General features: G+C 43.1%; 18 protein-coding genes. 4 read left to right on the forward strand and 14 right to left on the reverse strand.

Annotation, left to right across the window (positions count from 1 at the left end; genetic code table 11):
- Nucleotides 1-523: 523 nt before the first annotated feature.
- A complete protein-coding gene (locus V512_RS15185) occupies nt 524-721 on the forward strand; it encodes a hypothetical protein (RefSeq protein ID WP_243392432.1) in 198 nt (65 codons plus the stop codon).
- Between the two features lie 23 nt (nt 722-744).
- Complete coding sequence (locus tag V512_RS15190) at nt 745-1005, forward strand: hypothetical protein (RefSeq protein WP_243392433.1); 261 nt, start codon at nt 745-747, stop codon at nt 1003-1005.
- Nucleotides 1006-1388: 383 nt separating this feature from the next.
- Here the strand turns inward: V512_RS15190 and V512_RS12455 are convergent, their stop codons facing one another.
- The 7 genes from V512_RS12455 to rfbA form a co-directional block, all read right to left on the reverse strand.
- Entirely contained in the window at nt 1389-2036 is a 648-nt protein-coding gene (locus V512_RS12455; RefSeq protein ID WP_099830782.1) for a class I SAM-dependent methyltransferase, read from the reverse strand.
- Between the two features lie 262 nt (nt 2037-2298).
- Nucleotides 2299-3108, reverse strand: coding sequence for a glycosyltransferase family 2 protein (locus V512_RS12460; protein WP_099830783.1), 810 nt, complete (start codon nt 3106-3108; stop codon nt 2299-2301).
- A gap of 6 nt (nt 3109-3114) precedes the next feature.
- Nucleotides 3115-4251, reverse strand: coding sequence for a dTDP-glucose 4,6-dehydratase (gene rfbB / locus V512_RS12465; RefSeq protein ID WP_099830784.1), 1137 nt, complete (start codon nt 4249-4251; stop codon nt 3115-3117).
- On the reverse strand, nt 4248-5156 hold the full coding sequence (rfbD, locus tag V512_RS12470; RefSeq protein WP_099830785.1) for a dTDP-4-dehydrorhamnose reductase: 909 nt from the start codon (nt 5154-5156) through the stop codon (nt 4248-4250). Before rfbD ends, rfbB begins: the two co-directional genes overlap by 4 nt.
- A 170-nt stretch (nt 5157-5326) precedes the next feature.
- A complete protein-coding gene (gene rfbC, locus V512_RS12475; RefSeq protein ID WP_099830786.1) occupies nt 5327-5899 on the reverse strand; it encodes a dTDP-4-dehydrorhamnose 3,5-epimerase in 573 nt (190 codons plus the stop codon).
- A 153-nt stretch (nt 5900-6052) separates the two neighbouring features.
- The gene (locus V512_RS12480; RefSeq protein ID WP_099830787.1) at nt 6053-6445 is read right to left on the reverse strand and encodes a four helix bundle protein; all 393 of its coding nucleotides are present in this window, start codon (nt 6443-6445) and stop codon (nt 6053-6055) included.
- A gap of 70 nt (nt 6446-6515) precedes the next feature.
- Nucleotides 6516-7391 carry a glucose-1-phosphate thymidylyltransferase RfbA gene (gene rfbA, locus V512_RS12485; RefSeq protein ID WP_099830788.1) on the reverse strand — a complete coding sequence of 292 codons (876 nt, stop codon included), beginning with the start codon at nt 7389-7391 and terminating at the stop codon, nt 6516-6518.
- A 274-nt stretch (nt 7392-7665) separates the two neighbouring features.
- On the opposite strand from rfbA, the gene V512_RS12490 reads away from it, so the two are divergent.
- Both V512_RS12490 and V512_RS12495 read left to right on the forward strand, forming a co-directional pair.
- A complete protein-coding gene (locus tag V512_RS12490) occupies nt 7666-8589 on the forward strand; it encodes a glycosyltransferase family 2 protein (protein WP_099830789.1) in 924 nt (307 codons plus the stop codon).
- A gap of 185 nt (nt 8590-8774) precedes the next feature.
- Nucleotides 8775-9917, forward strand: a complete 1143-nt coding sequence (locus V512_RS12495; protein WP_099830790.1) for a glycosyltransferase — start codon at nt 8775-8777, stop codon at nt 9915-9917.
- 1 nt (nt 9918) lies between these two features.
- On the opposite strand, the gene V512_RS12500 is transcribed toward V512_RS12495, so the two are convergent.
- The 7 genes from V512_RS12500 to V512_RS12530 form a co-directional block, all read right to left on the reverse strand.
- Complete coding sequence (locus V512_RS12500) at nt 9919-10881, reverse strand: glycosyltransferase (protein ID WP_099830791.1); 963 nt, start codon at nt 10879-10881, stop codon at nt 9919-9921.
- A 22-nt stretch (nt 10882-10903) separates the two neighbouring features.
- The gene (locus V512_RS12505) at nt 10904-11797 is read right to left on the reverse strand and encodes a glycosyltransferase (RefSeq protein WP_099830792.1); all 894 of its coding nucleotides are present in this window, start codon (nt 11795-11797) and stop codon (nt 10904-10906) included.
- Between the two features lie 43 nt (nt 11798-11840).
- On the reverse strand, nt 11841-12866 hold the full coding sequence (locus V512_RS12510; protein WP_243392434.1) for a glycosyltransferase family 2 protein: 1026 nt from the start codon (nt 12864-12866) through the stop codon (nt 11841-11843).
- 69 nt (nt 12867-12935) lie between these two features.
- Nucleotides 12936-14075, reverse strand: a complete 1140-nt coding sequence (locus V512_RS12515) for a Gfo/Idh/MocA family oxidoreductase (protein WP_099830794.1) — start codon at nt 14073-14075, stop codon at nt 12936-12938.
- 109 nt (nt 14076-14184) lie between these two features.
- A complete protein-coding gene (locus tag V512_RS12520; RefSeq protein ID WP_099830795.1) occupies nt 14185-14568 on the reverse strand; it encodes a four helix bundle protein in 384 nt (127 codons plus the stop codon).
- Nucleotides 14569-14664: 96 nt separating this feature from the next.
- The gene (locus V512_RS12525) at nt 14665-15969 is read right to left on the reverse strand and encodes a nucleotide sugar dehydrogenase (protein ID WP_099830796.1); all 1305 of its coding nucleotides are present in this window, start codon (nt 15967-15969) and stop codon (nt 14665-14667) included.
- Between the two features lie 92 nt (nt 15970-16061).
- Nucleotides 16062-16787 (reverse strand): acyltransferase, encoded by a 726-nt coding sequence (locus V512_RS12530; protein ID WP_099830797.1) that lies wholly within the window; start codon nt 16785-16787, stop codon nt 16062-16064.
- Nucleotides 16788-17020: the final 233 nt, after the last annotated feature.

Consider the following 17020-nt stretch of genomic DNA (forward strand, 5'->3'; position numbering starts at 1 on the left):
AAGGATGAGTTACTCAAGATCACTGGAATCTACAATGATTACAGAATAAGGTATCTCCGACAGAAAGCACTCCCAGCACGATAGGTCACATAAGCCTTGAGGTGAAGCACACAGGAAAGCCGTATGCGGGAAATCCGCACGTACGGTTTGAGGTGGCAGGAGATGGAAACGGATGAGATGACCCGCTTGAGGGGGACACTCTCCCGAAAGGGGAGTAAACAGCCTGGCCTCACAAGGTCTGTACTTACACCGCGCCATCTCTTGACCCTACCTGTTTCAAAGAAGAGCATCGAGAGTATGAGATGAGGAGAGAGGACGAGAAACAGGAGAGAGTTCTCGCCTTCTCGTGAGCGCAGCGAACGGCTCGACATTGCTCTTTCTCGATCGGATGGTCTTAGCGGTGAACGGGTTCATGATCTTGAACGGTCGTCAACGGTGAACCATGTTTTAAAGCGTACAGCGAACTTCTGGCGTCCAGCGGTTCTTCTGCCCGACGAAGTCGGCCTCGCCTCATGTCGCTGGAGTGGCGGCGCTTGTTCTTGCGGCAAACTCCGATCTTTCCAACGCTGATGCTAGATCGATTCTCCAGCAAACGGCAGAGAATCTGGGGCTAAAACAGGAGCATCAGGGATACGGGCTGGTAATGGCTGATCTCGCGGTTCAAGCGGCCTCTAAAGTGTTCCTACCGATCCGGACCCAGATCCCGAACCCGATACTATAACGGTGTCAAGTATAAGTTATTCATTGAGCAGAAATGCCAAGCATATGTACGTTTCTGTGCAGCTCAATCCAGCTGTAGCTAGCGCAAGTGTTTCTATAGAAGTCTATCTTAACGAAGGCAGCTCACCATACTACACTGGGACAATCACTACAGACACGGCGGGTGTTGCCAAATTTACAATTGTCAATGCGCCCACTGGAACGTATTTGACCGTGGTAACTGATGTCACAGCTGTTGGGTACACATTGGGCGGAGATTTCCCGGAGGATATTTACAGCAAATAGACTGACTGAAGATATTAGCGGATAGCATAGAGAAAAGAGCGTCAAGATCCTTTGCTGAAGAAGCATTAGATCCATGAAGAATATGACTCGATGCTTTCCGAGCTTTTTCGATTTTCGTCTGAATCTATTCTCACTGAACATATCGCGATGATATCGACGAAAGGGCTATATGCAGCAAGGCAATCTGACGATTCATTCCGTTTTAGTGCATGCACTTTGCTTGTGAAGAATTGTAACTTGTTAGGTAGACTTCCTGCCTTTTCCTTAATTACGGCTGTTCAATCTTTGGGCATACAATGCTTACTGTTATTGTGAAACTTCATTGCTTCTTGCTTGCTTGATGCAGTAGAAGTTGTAGCGTAAATTGAGCAATATTCTGATGATTACTTTTTCTGAGCAAGAACATAGTACTGGTAAGTAAGAAATCCATCAAATCGGCCGAATGTGATCCGACTGATTAATGAATCTCTCCTGGAGATCGGTGAGTGTGACCAGTTGATTATTTTATACTGAGAATTATCTAGTAGCTCAATGATTTCTCTCTTTGTGAAGAACCTTAAATGAGTTCGATCTAGCAACCCTGATGACACATATTGAAATCTTCCTCTTAAGACTAGTTCCTTTACAACAGAATAATGCCTGATATTTGGAATGGATGCCACAAGATATCCCGAGGAAGGAATGACGTTTCGAAGTCTTTCTAAAGTCCTCCATGGATCAATGAGATGCTCTATGACATCTCCGCAGATCACCAAATCGAATTCTCTATTTAGAAGCCAATTGGGCAAATCCTCTTCAACTGATCCAATAAAGATTTCATCCATTCTAGTTGCTGCGATTTCTCCATGCCTGCAGGATAACTCTATTCCAGCAATATAGGTTGCCCCCTTTTCTCTCAGATAGGCAGCGTTATTCCCTTCACCGCATCCAATTTCTAGAACACTTCTGAATCCAGGTGGAACGAGATCGATAAGGTCTTTTCGAACAGCACAGTAATAGTTGTCGGGTAAGGAATCGTCAATACCACACATTTAACTTCTCCATCCTGAATCTGCGAAAATAGCTTGAATCCGGAATCTTCTCTAATTCAAACCAACATCTATTGAAAAGTCTAGATCCAAGCAAGAAGAATCTATTGCGCCTCCATCATTCATCGGTATCTTTTTGAATCTATGATTTTGTACTAGCTTTGTGCTATGAACATGAGCTATTCCGAAATCTTTTGAGACTTACAGTATTCATAAGGTGTACTGTCTTCTGAATCCATTTACATTATTCCAAAAGCTACATGGTTCAGTTTTCATCACCAAACTCGCTTCGCATCTTTTGAAATCTCCTCCGTCTTATAGCAAGAATTTTCCTACCGAATTGGGTTTCCATTGCAATTTCCCTCACATTATTTCTAAACATCTCTGTGTTATGCATCCATTTGAGTTTGAAAACAGAAGTCGGCCAAATCCCGTTTGTACTGTAAATCGTCTTGTAGTTGTTCTTGTGCTTTGATACCACTTTCTTTAGGATTTCGTAGAAGCTATCATCCATAGAGTATCCAGGAGATCTGTGATGCAAATCCATAGGGAGGACGAAGCTCTTGTAGTCTCTCTCTCCTGCAGAAAGGCAGAAATCAACACCATAAAGGTGCCAGCCATTACAGACTAATGGATCGAACATTATTTCTTCGAACATCTCTCTCCTGACTCCTATCATAACTTCATCAACAGTTTGACATTCAGTAGGACTCTTCGGGCGAATTGTACCAGCTGGAGAAGGCGGTTCTCCGTGTGTCATCGATGTTATGACACCGTCCTCGTTTAGCCTACCTGCAGCACCAGCTATTGAACCAACGGGGAGAGCATCCATCTGGTATTCAAGCTCAGTTAAGCTGAACTTTTCTCCAAAGACAACGTCCTGATGGACGAAGGCAAGGAAGTTGCCTTTTGCCTTTTGTGCTCCATGGTTAAGAGCTGAAGCGGCCGACGAAAATGCTTTCTCGGTATTATCTACTAAAACCAAGTCAAATGTATTTTCCTCTTTGGAGAGGCTTTTCAGGAGACAGGATTCCAATATTTCCCTATTGTTGAATACACAAATAACACTTATCACGCTTCATCACTTCGCGTCATAGTTCTTCTCATAGAACTCCAAATACTCTCCAGAGATAACGCTTTCAACCCACTCTCTGTTGTTCAAATACCAGTCTACTGTCATCTCTATTCCTTCATCGAACATGATTGAAGGTTTCCATCCCAGCTCATAGGTTATCTTACTAGGATCTATCGCGTATCTTCTATCATGTCCAAGTCTGTCGGTCACATGCTTTATGAGCGACTCGTTTATCTCCCGGTCTCCCGCCTTTTCTCTGAGTATCTCGATTATCCTCTTGACTATATAGATGTTCTCTCTCTCGTTATGTCCGCCTATATTATAGACGTCTCCAGACTTACCGTTTTCAAAGACCATATCTATAGCTCTGCAATGATCTCCGACATAAAGCCAGTCTCTTATCTGTCTGCCGTCTCCATATACTGGAAGAGGTTTATGATTCAGCGCGTTGTTTATTATCAGAGGTATAAGCTTCTCTGGAAACTGATAAGGCCCGTAGTTGTTCGAGCATCGTGTTATGTTTATGGGCATTCCGTAAGTATCGTGATAGGCTTTGACTATTAGATCCGCAGAGGCCTTAGATGCAGAATAAGGACTGTGCGGATCTAGAGGAGTCTTCTCCGTGAAGTATCCCGTGGGACCGAGAGCTCCATATACTTCGTCGGTGGAAATCTGTAAGAACCTGGGCGTTGCTCGTTGTTCGTTGTTCGTTGTTCGTGCAAAACGATCTCGTCTTCTTTCTTCGCCCTCTTTTGAGCTTAGGCTCCTCCAGCTTCCGTCAGACAGCTGCCAGTGGTTCTTTGCTGCATCGAGAAGAACCTGTGTTCCGAGTATGTTTGTTTTCAAGAAGATCTGCGGATCGTGGATCGATCTATCTACGTGAGATTCGGCTGCGAAGTTTATTACTCCATCAATATCGTGTTCGTTGAAGATACTTTCAACGAGTTCGTTATCGCAGATATCGCCTTTGATGAAGGTGAATCTCTTCTTCTCTTTGTTTGTAAGTTTAGAGAGATTGTCCAGGTTTCCCGCATAAGTGAGATTATCCAGACCGATGATCTTTCTCTCAGGATGCCTGCGAAGGTAATAATAAACGAAATTGCTTCCTATGAAACCCGCCACACCTGTAACAAGAAGAGTCATCCAAATACCTCCAGCTCTTTGAGAAATCTCTCAGTTGCATCTTGCCAGTCTGGCAGTTCGTATCCAATCGTTTCCCCCAACGGGAAAGTATCCATAGCAGAGAATTCCGGTCTTTGGGCTGCTGTTTTGAATTCCGAACTCTTCGCTGGAATCAATCTGCCTTTCCAGCCAGAAAGCTCCAGTATGTATTTCGCCCAGTCGTATCTGCTGCAGTGTCCGGTGTTGGTCATGTGATATATTCCATAAGCTCCCGTTTCGAGAAGATCCAGAATCGCCTTGGAGAGATCCACTGTGTAAGCAGGAGAGGATATCTGATCGTCGACGACCTTCAGCTCATCTTTCTCCTTCGACCATTCGAGAATCTTTTTTACAAAGTTAGTGTTTCCTACGCCGAAGACCCAGCTCAGCCGGACAATAAAACATCGATTCGTGAAAAGCGAGACAAGCTGTTCGCCATATAGCTTGCTTTGCCCGTATTTTGACAACGGCTTTGGTTTATCCCACACGAAGTAAGGACTTCCCTTCTTTCCGTCAAATACATAGTCTGTGCTGAAGTGCATTAGAGGAATGCCATGTTCGCTTGCTGCTATCGCGAGGTTCTTCGGACCGATAGCGTTAACCGAAAACGCATTCTTCCAGTCATCTTCGGCCTTATCTACGGCGTTGTATGCGGCGCAGTTGATTATTGCGTCAGGTCTGGCACGTTTGGTGAAATCTTTTACTTCAACTAAGTTAGTAATATCTAGATGCATTGTATTCCCACCAAGAAAAGCCATTTGCCAATCATAGTGCCTCTTTTCATTAGGCAGGAAATCGGTTGGAGTGAAATCTATCTCCCTTCTTTTCAATTCTTTCTGAAGGTCCTGGCCAAGTTGGCCGTTGGCACCAGTTATTAGGATTCTCATTAGTACCTCCAACTTAGTTGATTGGCAAATTAGCTGAATTAGCAGATTCGCAGTTTGGCAAATTGATAGAATCAGACTCACTGTATTGCTCGTTATTCGGAGTAACCAATAGTAATTCCTACGAAATGCAGGTGGTTGCAAAAGCGCGCAATCAAGTGCTTGCTAAGCTGCTAATCTTCAAATCTGCTAAACTTCAGCTCCTTAAGCGTAGGCCACTTCTTATCCTTTTCAGACAACAAAGGCTCATTTATTTCGTATTCTTCAAGAGGCCATTCTATAGAAATCTCTGGATCATTCCAGATGATTCCACCTTCGTGTTCTGGATGGTAATAATCTGAACACTTGTATGTGAACTCAACAATATCGGTAAGCGCTAGAAAACCATGAGCAAAGCCTTTGGGTATAAATGATTGCTTCTTGTTCTCTTCGCTCAGAATAACGCCGAACCATTTCCCAAAGGAAGGTGAGTTCTCTCTTATATCGACTGCAACATCATACACTTCGCCTCTGATAACTCTTACTAGCTTAGCTTGAGGAAATCGATTCTGAAAATGAAGTCCCCTAAGAGTTCCCTTCTTTGACTTCGAGTGATTATCTTGAATAAAGTCTACATCTATACCTATTCTCACAAACTCCTTCTTGTTGTATGTCTCCATGAAAAAGCCTCGGTTATCACCAAAGACGGTTGGTTCAATAATGAATAGATCAGGAATTACGGTATCGACTCTAGTGAACTTGGACATAATTACCTCCATAGATGCTGATTAGCAGATTGGCAGTTTGGTCGAATTAATTCTCATTGCCTACTAGTTGATCCACAATCTAATTCGCTCTCCAGAAAGGAACTTGTTTTCCATCAGGAATACAGCTAAGCCTTTTGCTGATCCAAGGGACAGCTAATCCTCTAAATCGCTTCTTTCAATTCTTTTGGAATCTTTGATGGTCTTTATCAGAGCGTTTATTCTCATTCCAAGTATCTCATATTCAAGTTGTATTGCTTTTATCTTGTCTGAATCTCCGTAGTTCAATGATCTCGAAATCTCAAGCTGAGTAATAACCTCAAGCAGAGAGCCTCGAGCTTGATCAAGGAAATGTGCAAAGTCTATTCTTGTTCCTCTCCCGGATCCTTCGGCGATATTCGAAGGTATGGAGACTGCAGATCTCTGCAGTTGTGATGCCAGTCCAAACTGCTCACTTTTGGGGAATTCTCGAGTGATCTCGTAGACTTTCACAACCAGATCCATAGAGACTTTCCAAACATCAAGATCTTTGAACCTCAATTGTGCCATTTCTTTCTCACCCTTTCATAAGTAATTCCATTATTTAACTAATCTGCTAACCCGCTAATCTGCCAATCTGCTATAAACTACCATTCTCCGCGATATCCCTTAGATACTTCCCATAATCAGTCTTAATAAGAGGTTCTGAAAGTCTTAGAAGCTGTTCTCTATCTATGAAACCCTTTCTATAAGCGATTTCTTCTATACAAGAAATGTAGAAACCCTGTCTCTTCTGTATTGTCTCAACGAAGTTGCTTGCTTCAAGCAAGCTGTCATGAGTTCCGGTATCGAGCCAGGCCATTCCTCTGCCGAACAATTCGACTCTAAGCTCCCCCATTTTCAAGTACTCTCTATTCAGGTCGGTTATTTCAATTTCGCCTCTTGCGGAAGGTTTGAGGTTATTTGCAAGTTCTACGACTCGATTGTCGTAGAAATAAAGACCCGGGACCGCATAATGAGATTTAGGCTTTTCAGGCTTTTCTTCTATCGAAACGACGTTACCTGCATTATCGAACTCGACAACTCCATAAGCACGTGGGTCCTTCACATAGTAACCAAAGATAACTGCCCCGGACTGAAGCTCGGCTGCACTCTTAAGTGAGCCAGACAAACCCTGTCCATAGAATATGTTATCTCCAAGGATCATAGCAACCTTTTCTGAACCAATTGATTTCTCTCCAACTATGAAAGCATCTGCAAGACCTCGAGGTTCACTCTGAATCTTATAGTTGAACGTCATTCCTAGAGGAGAGCCATCACCAAAGAGCTCTTCAAAAACTGGCAGATCTCTTGGTGTTGAGATAATCAGAATCTCTCTGATTCCTGCAAGCATAAGTACTGAAAGCGGGTAGTAGATCATGGGTTTATCGTATATGGGAAGAATCTGTTTTGAGATCGCTTTCGTTATTGGATATAGCCTTGTGCCGGCTCCACCTGCCAGGATTATTCCTTTCAAAACATCAACCACCTTTCAATCACAATTCGGCGTTTATGAAGCAATGAATCTGTCTTCAACTCCACTCCATTTTTCATCTATGACATGTATCTTGTATCTCACATTCAGTAGCCACCTAAATAAGTATACGATATGTATTACTTTTGCTACAATGTAATATACGTGACTTATTTATTCAATGACACACTTTGAGATAGCTAATTGTGAGGTTCTGCTTTGCCCTATGTTCTAATACATTAGAGAAAGCCTAATTCTTGCTGCTTAAGGAGAAAAGATGAAAGAGACTCTTGCTCTTATACTAAACTGGAATGACTCACTAAGGACTGTCAATCTAGTAAGACAGCTTGTCGCTTTGAAGTACGATTGTGATGTCTTAGTAATCGACAATTGTTCTTGTTCCAGAGAACGAGAGATCCTAGAATCGCTCAAAACGGAGTACGGTGCTCATACTTTCAGCAATTCGGAAGACTGTGAAAATTCGTCTAATGCGGGCCTTAGACTTCTACTCTTGCCTGAGAACTTGGGATACGCCAAAGGAAACAATATTGGGTTGAGAATTGCTATGAAGAACAATTACAAATATGCACTAATCTCCAATAGCGATATCTCTTTGGAAAGAGAGGTTCTCAGTTCGCTTATTCGATGTATGGAAACTTCATCAAATGTAGCGGTAGTGGGTCCAAAGGTAGTGACACCTACAGGAATAATTAATCACCCAAGACGAATTCCAGATGCGTATGAGTTCATAGTGCGTCCAATGTTGTATCCTTTGGTTAGGATTGTAGAGAGGATCACTAGAGTGGATTCTTATCTGCGCCTTCCCAGCCTATACTGGGTCTCGGGCTCTTTCATGCTCATGAGTATTGAAAAGGTATCAGAAGTTGGTTTCTTTGATGAGAACACCTTTCTTTACATGGAAGAACCAATCCTTGCGGAAAGACTTAAAGGCAAAGATTTTTCAATGAAATACTGTGATGAAGTATCAGTGAACCACGAATTTGGAGCTTCTACAAAGAAACTTGATAAAGCGTCAAGAACCTCAGAAATCCAAATCGCTTCTGAGGAATATTTCCTCACAAATTACAGAAGGTATGGCAAGGTTCTTATTACAATTGTAAGGATATCAAGATTCATGTACTTTAGGATTTGGTCACCGATTATTATGTGGGTAAAACAAATCCATTTTCTTCAAACATAATATTAGAGCTAATAGATAGAGCCAGGTTCTCGAATCTGTTCCAAGTTATTACTACAATGATCCTTTTACTTACGTAATAGTTTGACACTCTCGCGCTAACGTGAAGTCATAACTTAACAGTTTTTTTGGGAGCCAAAAAATAAAGGTCATCGAAATCACCGCTTAGTTATTAAGGGAGAGAAAAAATGAGAATTCTTTTGCTTACGGGACTTGCTCCTCTTCTAGATAATAGAATTGCTGGTGCTGCAGTTGTAGATAGGCTAAGACACTACAGGAACTTCTGCGAAGTAAGGGCTGTTTCCCCCGTGAATATTGTCTCCTCAGATATCTTAGGTCGTTTCTCACAGAGGTTTTCGAGATATCCACCGAAAAAGCTCTTGATAGAAGACGATTTGGAAATTGATTATCCTAGGTATTTTCTAGTTCCCAGAGACAAACCAATTGAAAGAATTGTAAGAACGATTTCTATGAGACTGCGGCCCGACGTTATTATAACCCACTGGGGTCCCACTGGCTGGGGCGCCTGTAGTGCCGCTACCAAAATGGGTGTCCCACATGTTCAATTCTTTCATGGAAGCGATATTCATGATTTGCGATTCAAGAATCATCGATCACATGAAAAGACTAAATCCCTCATACAAGCTTCGGACATTTGCTTTTTTGTCAGTGAGGGACTTAAGAAGTTGTCGGAATCGAAGTATGGGACAGCCCGTAATTCGTTTGTATCTCCTAATGGTATCAACACTGAAATATTCCGAGTATTACCCGAACAGCGTCAAAAAGAACCAGGAGTTACTATCGGCTATATTGGAAGATTTGAGCCGATTAAGGGTGTTGATAATCTACCTGGAGTCTTCGACAGGATAAGAAAGGCTAGAAATGACATCCCAATTAAGTTTGTATTGGTGGGGGAAGGAAGCCTCAGAAAGTCAGTTGAGAGGCAACTCCAATCTAGTGGAATCAGCCATGTTTCTATTGGTTTTGTTGATCAAAAGAGGCTGGCTGAAGTCATGAACGACCTTGACGTCTTGCTAGTGCCAAGTAGGAATGAAGGTTGGGGATCAGTAATACTTGAATCTATAGCATGCGGAACACCAGTAGTTGCAACAAAAGTCGGAGGTACTCCTGAGGCTATTGGCAATAGCTATAACGGAATTCTTGTTGAACCGGGAAACTCGTTTCTTGACAGATTTGCTCAAGCTGCTATCGAACTACTCGAGAATCCAAGAGAACCCGAAATCCTTGCTCAATATGCTAGTCAATTCTCATGGGCAAATATCGTTGGTCGCGAGATGAGAATCATGAAGGAGACACTGGCCATTGATTAGATCATCCTGAGTTCAGTCTGATTTCCTTGCTGGAACCGCTAGTAGTTATTTCTACTATTCTGCGCCACATTAAGGGGTCAATTGCTAGATAGACTTTTGACAGAAATCTTGAGGTGGTTCTTTCAGTTCCTTCAGCCATTGTTTTCCTATATTTTCTGTCGCAGAAAACATGATATCGCTCTAAACAATTCAGGCGGCTAATATTCGGAGTGATATATTTATCAATAACCGCAATTTGGTCTTCCAAGAAGCTTCTATCTGGAGATATCGAAGACCTTGTGCTAATTGATTGTCTGTGGCGCCGCCATAAAGCGATTGGCTTTCTAAGTACCGAGTAATTCATGTCGTTAAGAAGAAACTTGAGCCAAGTATGCCAGTCCTCGGTCCTAGTGAACTCTTCGTCAAAGAAGCCAATTTTTTCAATTGCTCTTCTCGAGAAAAAGGTACTTGGTGCAGGAATGAAATCGAAGCAAGCTAACTTTCTAAATTGCCTTTTACAGTCGCTTCCGTAATCCTTAAGGAACCTACTCCTAGGAATCTCTTCGGTGAAGACCCTTGTACCAGTTGCAAGACTGTCATAAAAAGGTACTGCTATCCCATAACCAAAGTAGAACTCAGATAGATGTGAAACAAATCTAGCGATTTCCTCCAATGCATTTACGCATAGTAAGTCGTCTCCAGCAATGTATTTGACTAAATCCCCAGTAGTCTCCGATACACCAATTGTGTGAGTCTTTGATACACCAAGTCTTCTCTCGTTTCTAATTGCAACCTTTCTAACAAATCGCTTATCGTTTCTTGAAAACCACGAGTCAACAACATCGTTTGTATTGTCAGTTGAAGCATCGTCAACGACTACAAGTTCGATTTCCTTCAAAGACTGATTGCTTATGCTCTCTAAGCACTCCTCAACGAAATGTTCATGATTATGAGTCACCACAACAACACTGAAAAGTTGAGCCAACCTAACTCCTCCTTGCTTATAACTACCAACTCTTCTTTATCCCAAGAAACCACATTAAACGTTTCAGATAGCACTTTGTCCACAGATAGATCATCAGGAAGAAATCCCTTACGGTGCCTTTTGGATAATTCTTGTGGAGCTTCTTAAGATAATGAAGACTTCTCTTACTACCGAGCTCAGCAAGTCTTACGAATTTGACATAGCTGATATCCTTTTCATAGTCACAAATGTGAGAGTATTTGTCCACAACAGGAAGATAGTACTTGAGTACTGTTTGGTAATCCGAAGATCTGCTCTTGTCACGAATCCTAACAGAACACAGTACCTCAGGGATACATGCAAACTTTTTTCCACTCAATGCAAATCGTATCCAGTAATCCCAATCTTCCAAATTGCCCAGCTGTTCGTCAAATGTCAAATCGCACCATCTGATCAATGGTGCGTGAATGGGAAGAAAATTCCCTCGCATCATCCTGTGCGCAACATCTCCCTCAAAGACGTAGTTATTTACGTAGATGACTTGCCTCTTGTCTTCCCTGAAGTACTCAGTAAAGCAGTAAACCAAATCAACGTATTCGTTATTTCTCAGGAAGCGAGTCTGAGCATCAAGTTTCGAACGACTTATGAGATCATCTGCGTCCAGAAACTGTATAAATTCACCCCTTGAGATTTCGAGACCCAGATTCCGCGCATGAGAAACACCGTAGTTCTTTGTCGAACAATATCTGATTCTTGCATCTCTAAAAGACTGAATAACGTTTTCAGTCTGGTCGGAAGAACCATCGTTCACGACTATTATCTCTATATCATCATAGGACTGTTCAATACATGATTTAAGTGTTTCGCCAACTGTCTCTTGGTTATTATAGGTGGGTATGATAATGCTTACAAGTCCAGGTATTCTTTCTTCATTCATAAGAGCAGATTCCCTAATAGAAAGTAACTCCTTTGGACATACTTCATAACTGCTTCTCCGTGATCATAATCATTGCTGAATTTACTAAGCCCCAAATAGACCCTAGACCATACGAAACATGAAGAACGAAATACGCAATAATTGAAGCAAAGAAGACTGGAAAATTCCTCTCCTCAATAGCGTGCTTCGCAGATGCAAGAGATGTGAGCAAGAAATATAACGACACAACAGACAAGAAGAACAAGTTCCAGCTACTCAGCAAAAAACAATTTAGAACAGCCAAGATTAGGAAAAGAACGAAAAAAAGTGGGACCAGATGCCTTCTGGAATAAGGTACTTCTGCATACTTCTTTGCAGCAAAGACCCAGAAGCCATTGCCAAAGTTGTTATTCCAGAGCTCTTTGAAAGTCGATCTAGAATAGTAGGTAAGCTCAATGTCAGGGAAGAGGATTATTTTCCCCCCTGCTCGTTTCAACCTCAAGTTGAATTCAATGTCTTGATTCCTAACAAGCTTCTCGTTGAAATAACCGATTCTGTCGAAGACCTCTCGCTTGTAGCACCCGAAAGGAACAGTATCTACTTCTGTGGGTTTGCTAACGCCCGTCCTGAATTTGGCTCCTCCCACCCCAAGTGGGCTGGAAAGAACCTTCGAAATTGCTATCCCAACGGCCGATTTGACTCTGGGTACTGTTTTCATTACTCCACCCACATTGTCTGCATCGCTTTCTATTGCATGCCGGACGCATTTAGAGATGTAGTCAGATGGCATTTCGCTGTGTGCGCCGCTGAAGAATATGTATTCCCCTGTTGAAGCTTTTACTCCTAAGTTCATCGCAATGGGAGTTATCTTCTTTTCGTTGTCGATTAACAATACTCTGTTGTCTCGTATTGAGATTTCTTTGACGATATCTCTTGTTCCATCTTCACTCATTCCATCAACCACGATTACCTCTATGAGTTCTCCGGGGTAGTCGCAATCTAGAAATGACTCAACGCATCTCTCGATGAACTTTTCTTCGTTTCTGGCAGGTATAATAATCGAAACTTTCGGCAATTTCAAACTGTTCACCACATTTCTGCATCCTGGAATAAAAGACCGAATTCTAATAAAGAGATCACACAGAACCAGAGGCTGTTCTTAGAGTTTTACAGGAACTCCTTCTCTAGCAGATTTATATATTCCAAGAATGATCTCCACGGATTTCTTCCCTTCTTCTCCATTGACAAAAGGTTCGCGATCTTCGATGATTGCCCTAGCGAAGTCTTCAAAGGCTGTTATGTGGCCCGAACCGTATACTGTATCGGGATCAGGCAATTCCATTAACGGATGGGAGTCTTCGCCGTCAAATCTCCATGTCTGAATCTTGTTGACCGCCAGACCTCCCAAGACAACAGTTCCCTTTTCACCGAAGACAGAGAGAGTCTCTTCCAGATTCTTCGGATATACGTTTGCCGTTCCTTCGATTATACCAATCGATCCGTTCTTGAATCTAACAATTGCGGCCCCGAAATCCTCCGTCTCTATATATGGATGATTGTAGTTCTCTGTCATTGCAAATATCTCTTGGACTTCCCCTCCAAGCATCCACTGGAGAAGGTCTATGTTGTGCGCGCATTGGTTCATTATCGTTCCGCCATCCATCGCCCATGTTCCTCTCCAGCTTGCCTGTTTGTAGTACTCTTCGTTTCTGTTCCAGAGAATTCGTGCAGTTGCGGTGAAGACTCTTCCAAATTTACCGGAATCGATCGCTTTTCTCAGCTCCTGAACTGGAGGGTTGAACCTGTTCTGAACACAGACGGCGAGTTTCAACTTCTTTTCTCTCGATAGGGCTATCATCTGGTCCATGTGTTCAGAAGAAAGAGCCATTGGCTTTTCAACGAGAACGTGCTTTCCCGCCGAAAGAAAATCTATAGTGTTCTTGTAATGATTCCCACTTTCGGTAGCGATGGTTACGAAGTCGATATCTGCCGAGAGTAAGTTTTTGTAGTCGGAGATTACGCGTGGACGTTGGAGATCACACTCGGATGCTGGAGAGGAAGAGAATCTGTCTTGGCAATTCTGGCTCTCGTTTTTCTCTCTTGTTCTCTCTTTCTCTCCGCAAGTAAGCGATATCTCTCGTCTCTTCAAATATTCTTCTGCAGCTCTTTCGGCTTTCTCCGGCACCAGATCGCAGACTGCAACGAGATCGATCAGGTCGCTGTTTGCTGCAAAGGCCTCTATGTGTTTCTTTGTTCCAATTCTTCCGCAACCAATTAGGGCGGCACGTAGTCTATTCATCAGTTCACTCCTATCGTTTTTTGGTTATCGAGAAAGAGCACCGTCGAGAAGGCGAGACGACACTTCGTGTCGAGAAAAGACCAGTGAGAAAGGATCATCTCTTCAAGCATCATTTTTCCTTTAAGCCTGATTTTGAAACACTTTTCCTTCTAATTGACGAGATTAGATTCATCAGCATCCTTCTCAGTCTTTCATAACTCTCTGTCAGACTTGAGTAATCAGCCTCGTTGAGATATCCAAGTCTCTTTGAAATATCGAATTGAGTTCTTAGTTCCATTAGTGATCCTCTCGCGTTGTATAGAAAATGCAAATATTCTTTCGAGTGGCCTCTACCATTGCCTTCAGCGATGTTCGATGGTATTGACACGGCAGCTCTTCTCATCTGCGAAACAAGACAGTATCTCTCCTCTTCTGGAAAGCTCCTTGTTAACTTGTAGACGCTCTCAACAAAGCTCATAGACACTTCGTAAATCTCCATTTCGAAAAAAGCCATTCTTACCTTCTTCTCTCCTTTCTCTCTTACTCTCGGCGATGCTCCTCGCCTTCTCGAAAGTATTGCTTCACAACAACATACAACGCCCAACGGTTCCTAAAGTACTTCTACATTTCCAGATTCAATACCCATTTTGCTGAGGACGTTTTTGGAATCGAAGATGTATTTTGCGTTCTTGACTATCATCGGATAGTTTATGAGTTTTTTGTGAGCAGTTGTTATTATCACCACATCAGATCCTATGATCAATTCTTCGGTGAGGTTGACAGTCTTCATGGTCTTTCCCTCCCACATGAATTCGGGGACATAAGGGTCTACAACAGAGACGTGGGCGTGGTTTTTCTCGAGGTGTTCAAGAACCTTCAGTGCTGGAGACTCTCTCATGTCTTCGATGTCTTCTTTGTATGCGATTCCGAGCATGACGACCTTCGCCCCGTTCATGCATTTGCCTCGTTCGTTCAATGCCTTCATGATTCTGGTTACTACATATTCGGGCATAGAATCGTTTATCTCTCCGGAGAGCTCAATGAGGCGAGTATGGTAGTCATACTTGCGGGCAATATATGTGAGATAGAAGGGGTCGATGGGGATGCAGTGGCCGCCGACTCCAGGACCAGGGAAGAAGGGCATGAATCCGAAGGGTTTTGTGGAAGCGGCATTTATTACATCCCAGATATTGATTCCCATCTTGTCGGCAACTACTGCCATTTCATTAATCAGGGCAATGTTGACGATCCTGAATGTGTTCTCGAGTATCTTCGTCATTTCCGCTTCTTTCGGAGATGAAACAACAAAGACTTCTGCGTCCAAGACAGATTCATACAAAAGCTTAGCCACTTCGGTCGATTCTGGGCCTACTCCGCCTACGACTTTCGGGGTGTTCTTCGTCTTGAATCTGAGGTTTCCCGGGTCGACTCTTTCGGGGCTGAAGGCCAAGTAGAAGTCTTTTCCGCAGACAAGGCCGGTTTCTTCCAGTATTGGTTTCATGACATCTTCTGTCGTTCCCGGGTATGTCGTTGATTCAAGTACTACGAGCATGTCTTTGTGGAGTCTCTTCGCTACATTTTCTGTTGAGTTGATCACGTACGTAAGATCCGGCTGTTTGAAGACATCAAGCGGAGTGGGAACACAGATAGCTATGACGTCGCAGCCTGTAAGTTCATCGAAATCAGACGTCGCCCGAAGATGACCGTCTGAAACGATCTTCTCCAGATCCGCGTTCACCACATCTCCTATGTAGTTATGGCCTTCATTTACCATCTGGACTTTGCTTTCCTGGATGTCGAAACCAATAACCTTGTATCCGGCCTTGGCCTTCTCAACGGCCAATGGCAGACCAACGTAGCCCAACCCAATGACTCCGATTATTGCCGACTTGTCTTGAATTCTCTCTTTGAGCATGGAAACCTCCGTCGTATTCGTTGTCGGTTGTTGGTTGTGGGTTGTTCGAGATCAAATCTCTTCGAATAACCTACAACGCACAACGTACAACGTCATTTTTCATAGTATTCCTGTTCTTCAATCAATTGCTCTTGTGACACTTCTCGAATGTACTTTGCAGGGATTCCAGCGTAGATCTTTCTTGGAGCCACGTCCCTTGTCACAACGCTCCCTGCTGCGACTAGCGCATCCTCACCAATAGTGATTCCGGGGAGAATCGTTGCATTCGCTCCAATTCTTGCCCCTCTTTTCAATGTCGGGCCTTTGAAGTGCTTTTTTCTTTCTTCTGTTCTTCCTAGAAAGTTGTCGTTTGTGAATGTAACCTCAGGGGCGATAAAGCAGTAGTCTTCTATAGTTGAAAAGGCGGTGATGTATGCTCCGGTCTCAATCTTCACTCTCTTTCCGACTGAGGTTCCATTTTCAACAGTGGCTCCCTTTCCCACTATTGTCTTTTCTCCGATTTTCGTCTTCTCTCGAATAGTTGCGAGATCACCGACAAAGCACTTTTCTCCAAGTGATGCTCCCTTGTAGATAACACAAGAGGCGCCGATTGTAGTTCCATTGCCGACTGCCAACGGCTGGAGCACTTCAATGCTCGTGGTGGCGCTTGTGCTGGCTGCAAATGGTTCCTTCCCAAGCACAGTGTTGTCACCTATGGTTACGTAGTCTCCAATGACTACTCCTTTGTGAATTACCACGTTGTGACCTATTACACAATTCTCGCCAATCTCTGAACCGTCTTCGATTATTACGTTGATTCCTTTCTGAATACTAGGCATGGGAATACCTCCAGGTGAGGCTGTCCGTTGTGGGTTGTTGGTTGTAGGTGAGAAGAGACGACAAGGAGATTGCCGAGAAGCTCGCAAAGCGAGCGAGACATATCTGCGATATGAGAGATTTGAAAGAACCAAAGAGACTATATAGGGCTTCCTGAAAAACTACTACCTTCTTCCAGTTAAAGAGGTCGTCATGTTCAAGAGAGTAGTAGTTGACTCACAATATGTGGATTTTG

Origin of the sequence: Mesotoga sp. Brook.08.105.5.1 (assembly GCF_002752635.1) — a bacterium.
GTDB lineage: Bacteria > Thermotogota > Thermotogae > Petrotogales > Kosmotogaceae > Mesotoga.

Excerpts from the sequence above, each read along its gene's own strand:
- V512_RS12455 (WP_099830782.1), bottom strand. The coding sequence starts at position 2,036 with ATGTGTGGTATTGACGATTCCTTACCCGACAACTATTACTGTGCTGTT.
- rfbB (WP_099830784.1), bottom strand. The coding sequence starts at position 4,251 with ATGACTCTTCTTGTTACAGGTGTGGCGGGTTTCATAGGAAGCAATTTC.
- rfbD (WP_099830785.1), bottom strand. The coding sequence starts at position 5,156 with ATGAGAATCCTAATAACTGGTGCCAACGGCCAACTTGGCCAGGACCTT.
- rfbC (WP_099830786.1), bottom strand. The coding sequence starts at position 5,899 with ATGTCCAAGTTCACTAGAGTCGATACCGTAATTCCTGATCTATTCATT.
- V512_RS12480 (WP_099830787.1), bottom strand. The coding sequence starts at position 6,445 with ATGGCACAATTGAGGTTCAAAGATCTTGATGTTTGGAAAGTCTCTATG.
- V512_RS12490 (WP_099830789.1), top strand. The coding sequence starts at position 7,666 with ATGAAAGAGACTCTTGCTCTTATACTAAACTGGAATGACTCACTAAGG.
- V512_RS12495 (WP_099830790.1), top strand. The coding sequence starts at position 8,775 with ATGAGAATTCTTTTGCTTACGGGACTTGCTCCTCTTCTAGATAATAGA.
- V512_RS12505 (WP_099830792.1), bottom strand. The coding sequence starts at position 11,797 with ATGAATGAAGAAAGAATACCTGGACTTGTAAGCATTATCATACCCACC.
- V512_RS12515 (WP_099830794.1), bottom strand. The coding sequence starts at position 14,075 with ATGAATAGACTACGTGCCGCCCTAATTGGTTGCGGAAGAATTGGAACA.
- V512_RS12520 (WP_099830795.1), bottom strand. The coding sequence starts at position 14,568 with ATGGCTTTTTTCGAAATGGAGATTTACGAAGTGTCTATGAGCTTTGTT.
- V512_RS12525 (WP_099830796.1), bottom strand. The coding sequence starts at position 15,969 with ATGCTCAAAGAGAGAATTCAAGACAAGTCGGCAATAATCGGAGTCATT.
- V512_RS12530 (WP_099830797.1), bottom strand. The coding sequence starts at position 16,787 with ATGCCTAGTATTCAGAAAGGAATCAACGTAATAATCGAAGACGGTTCA.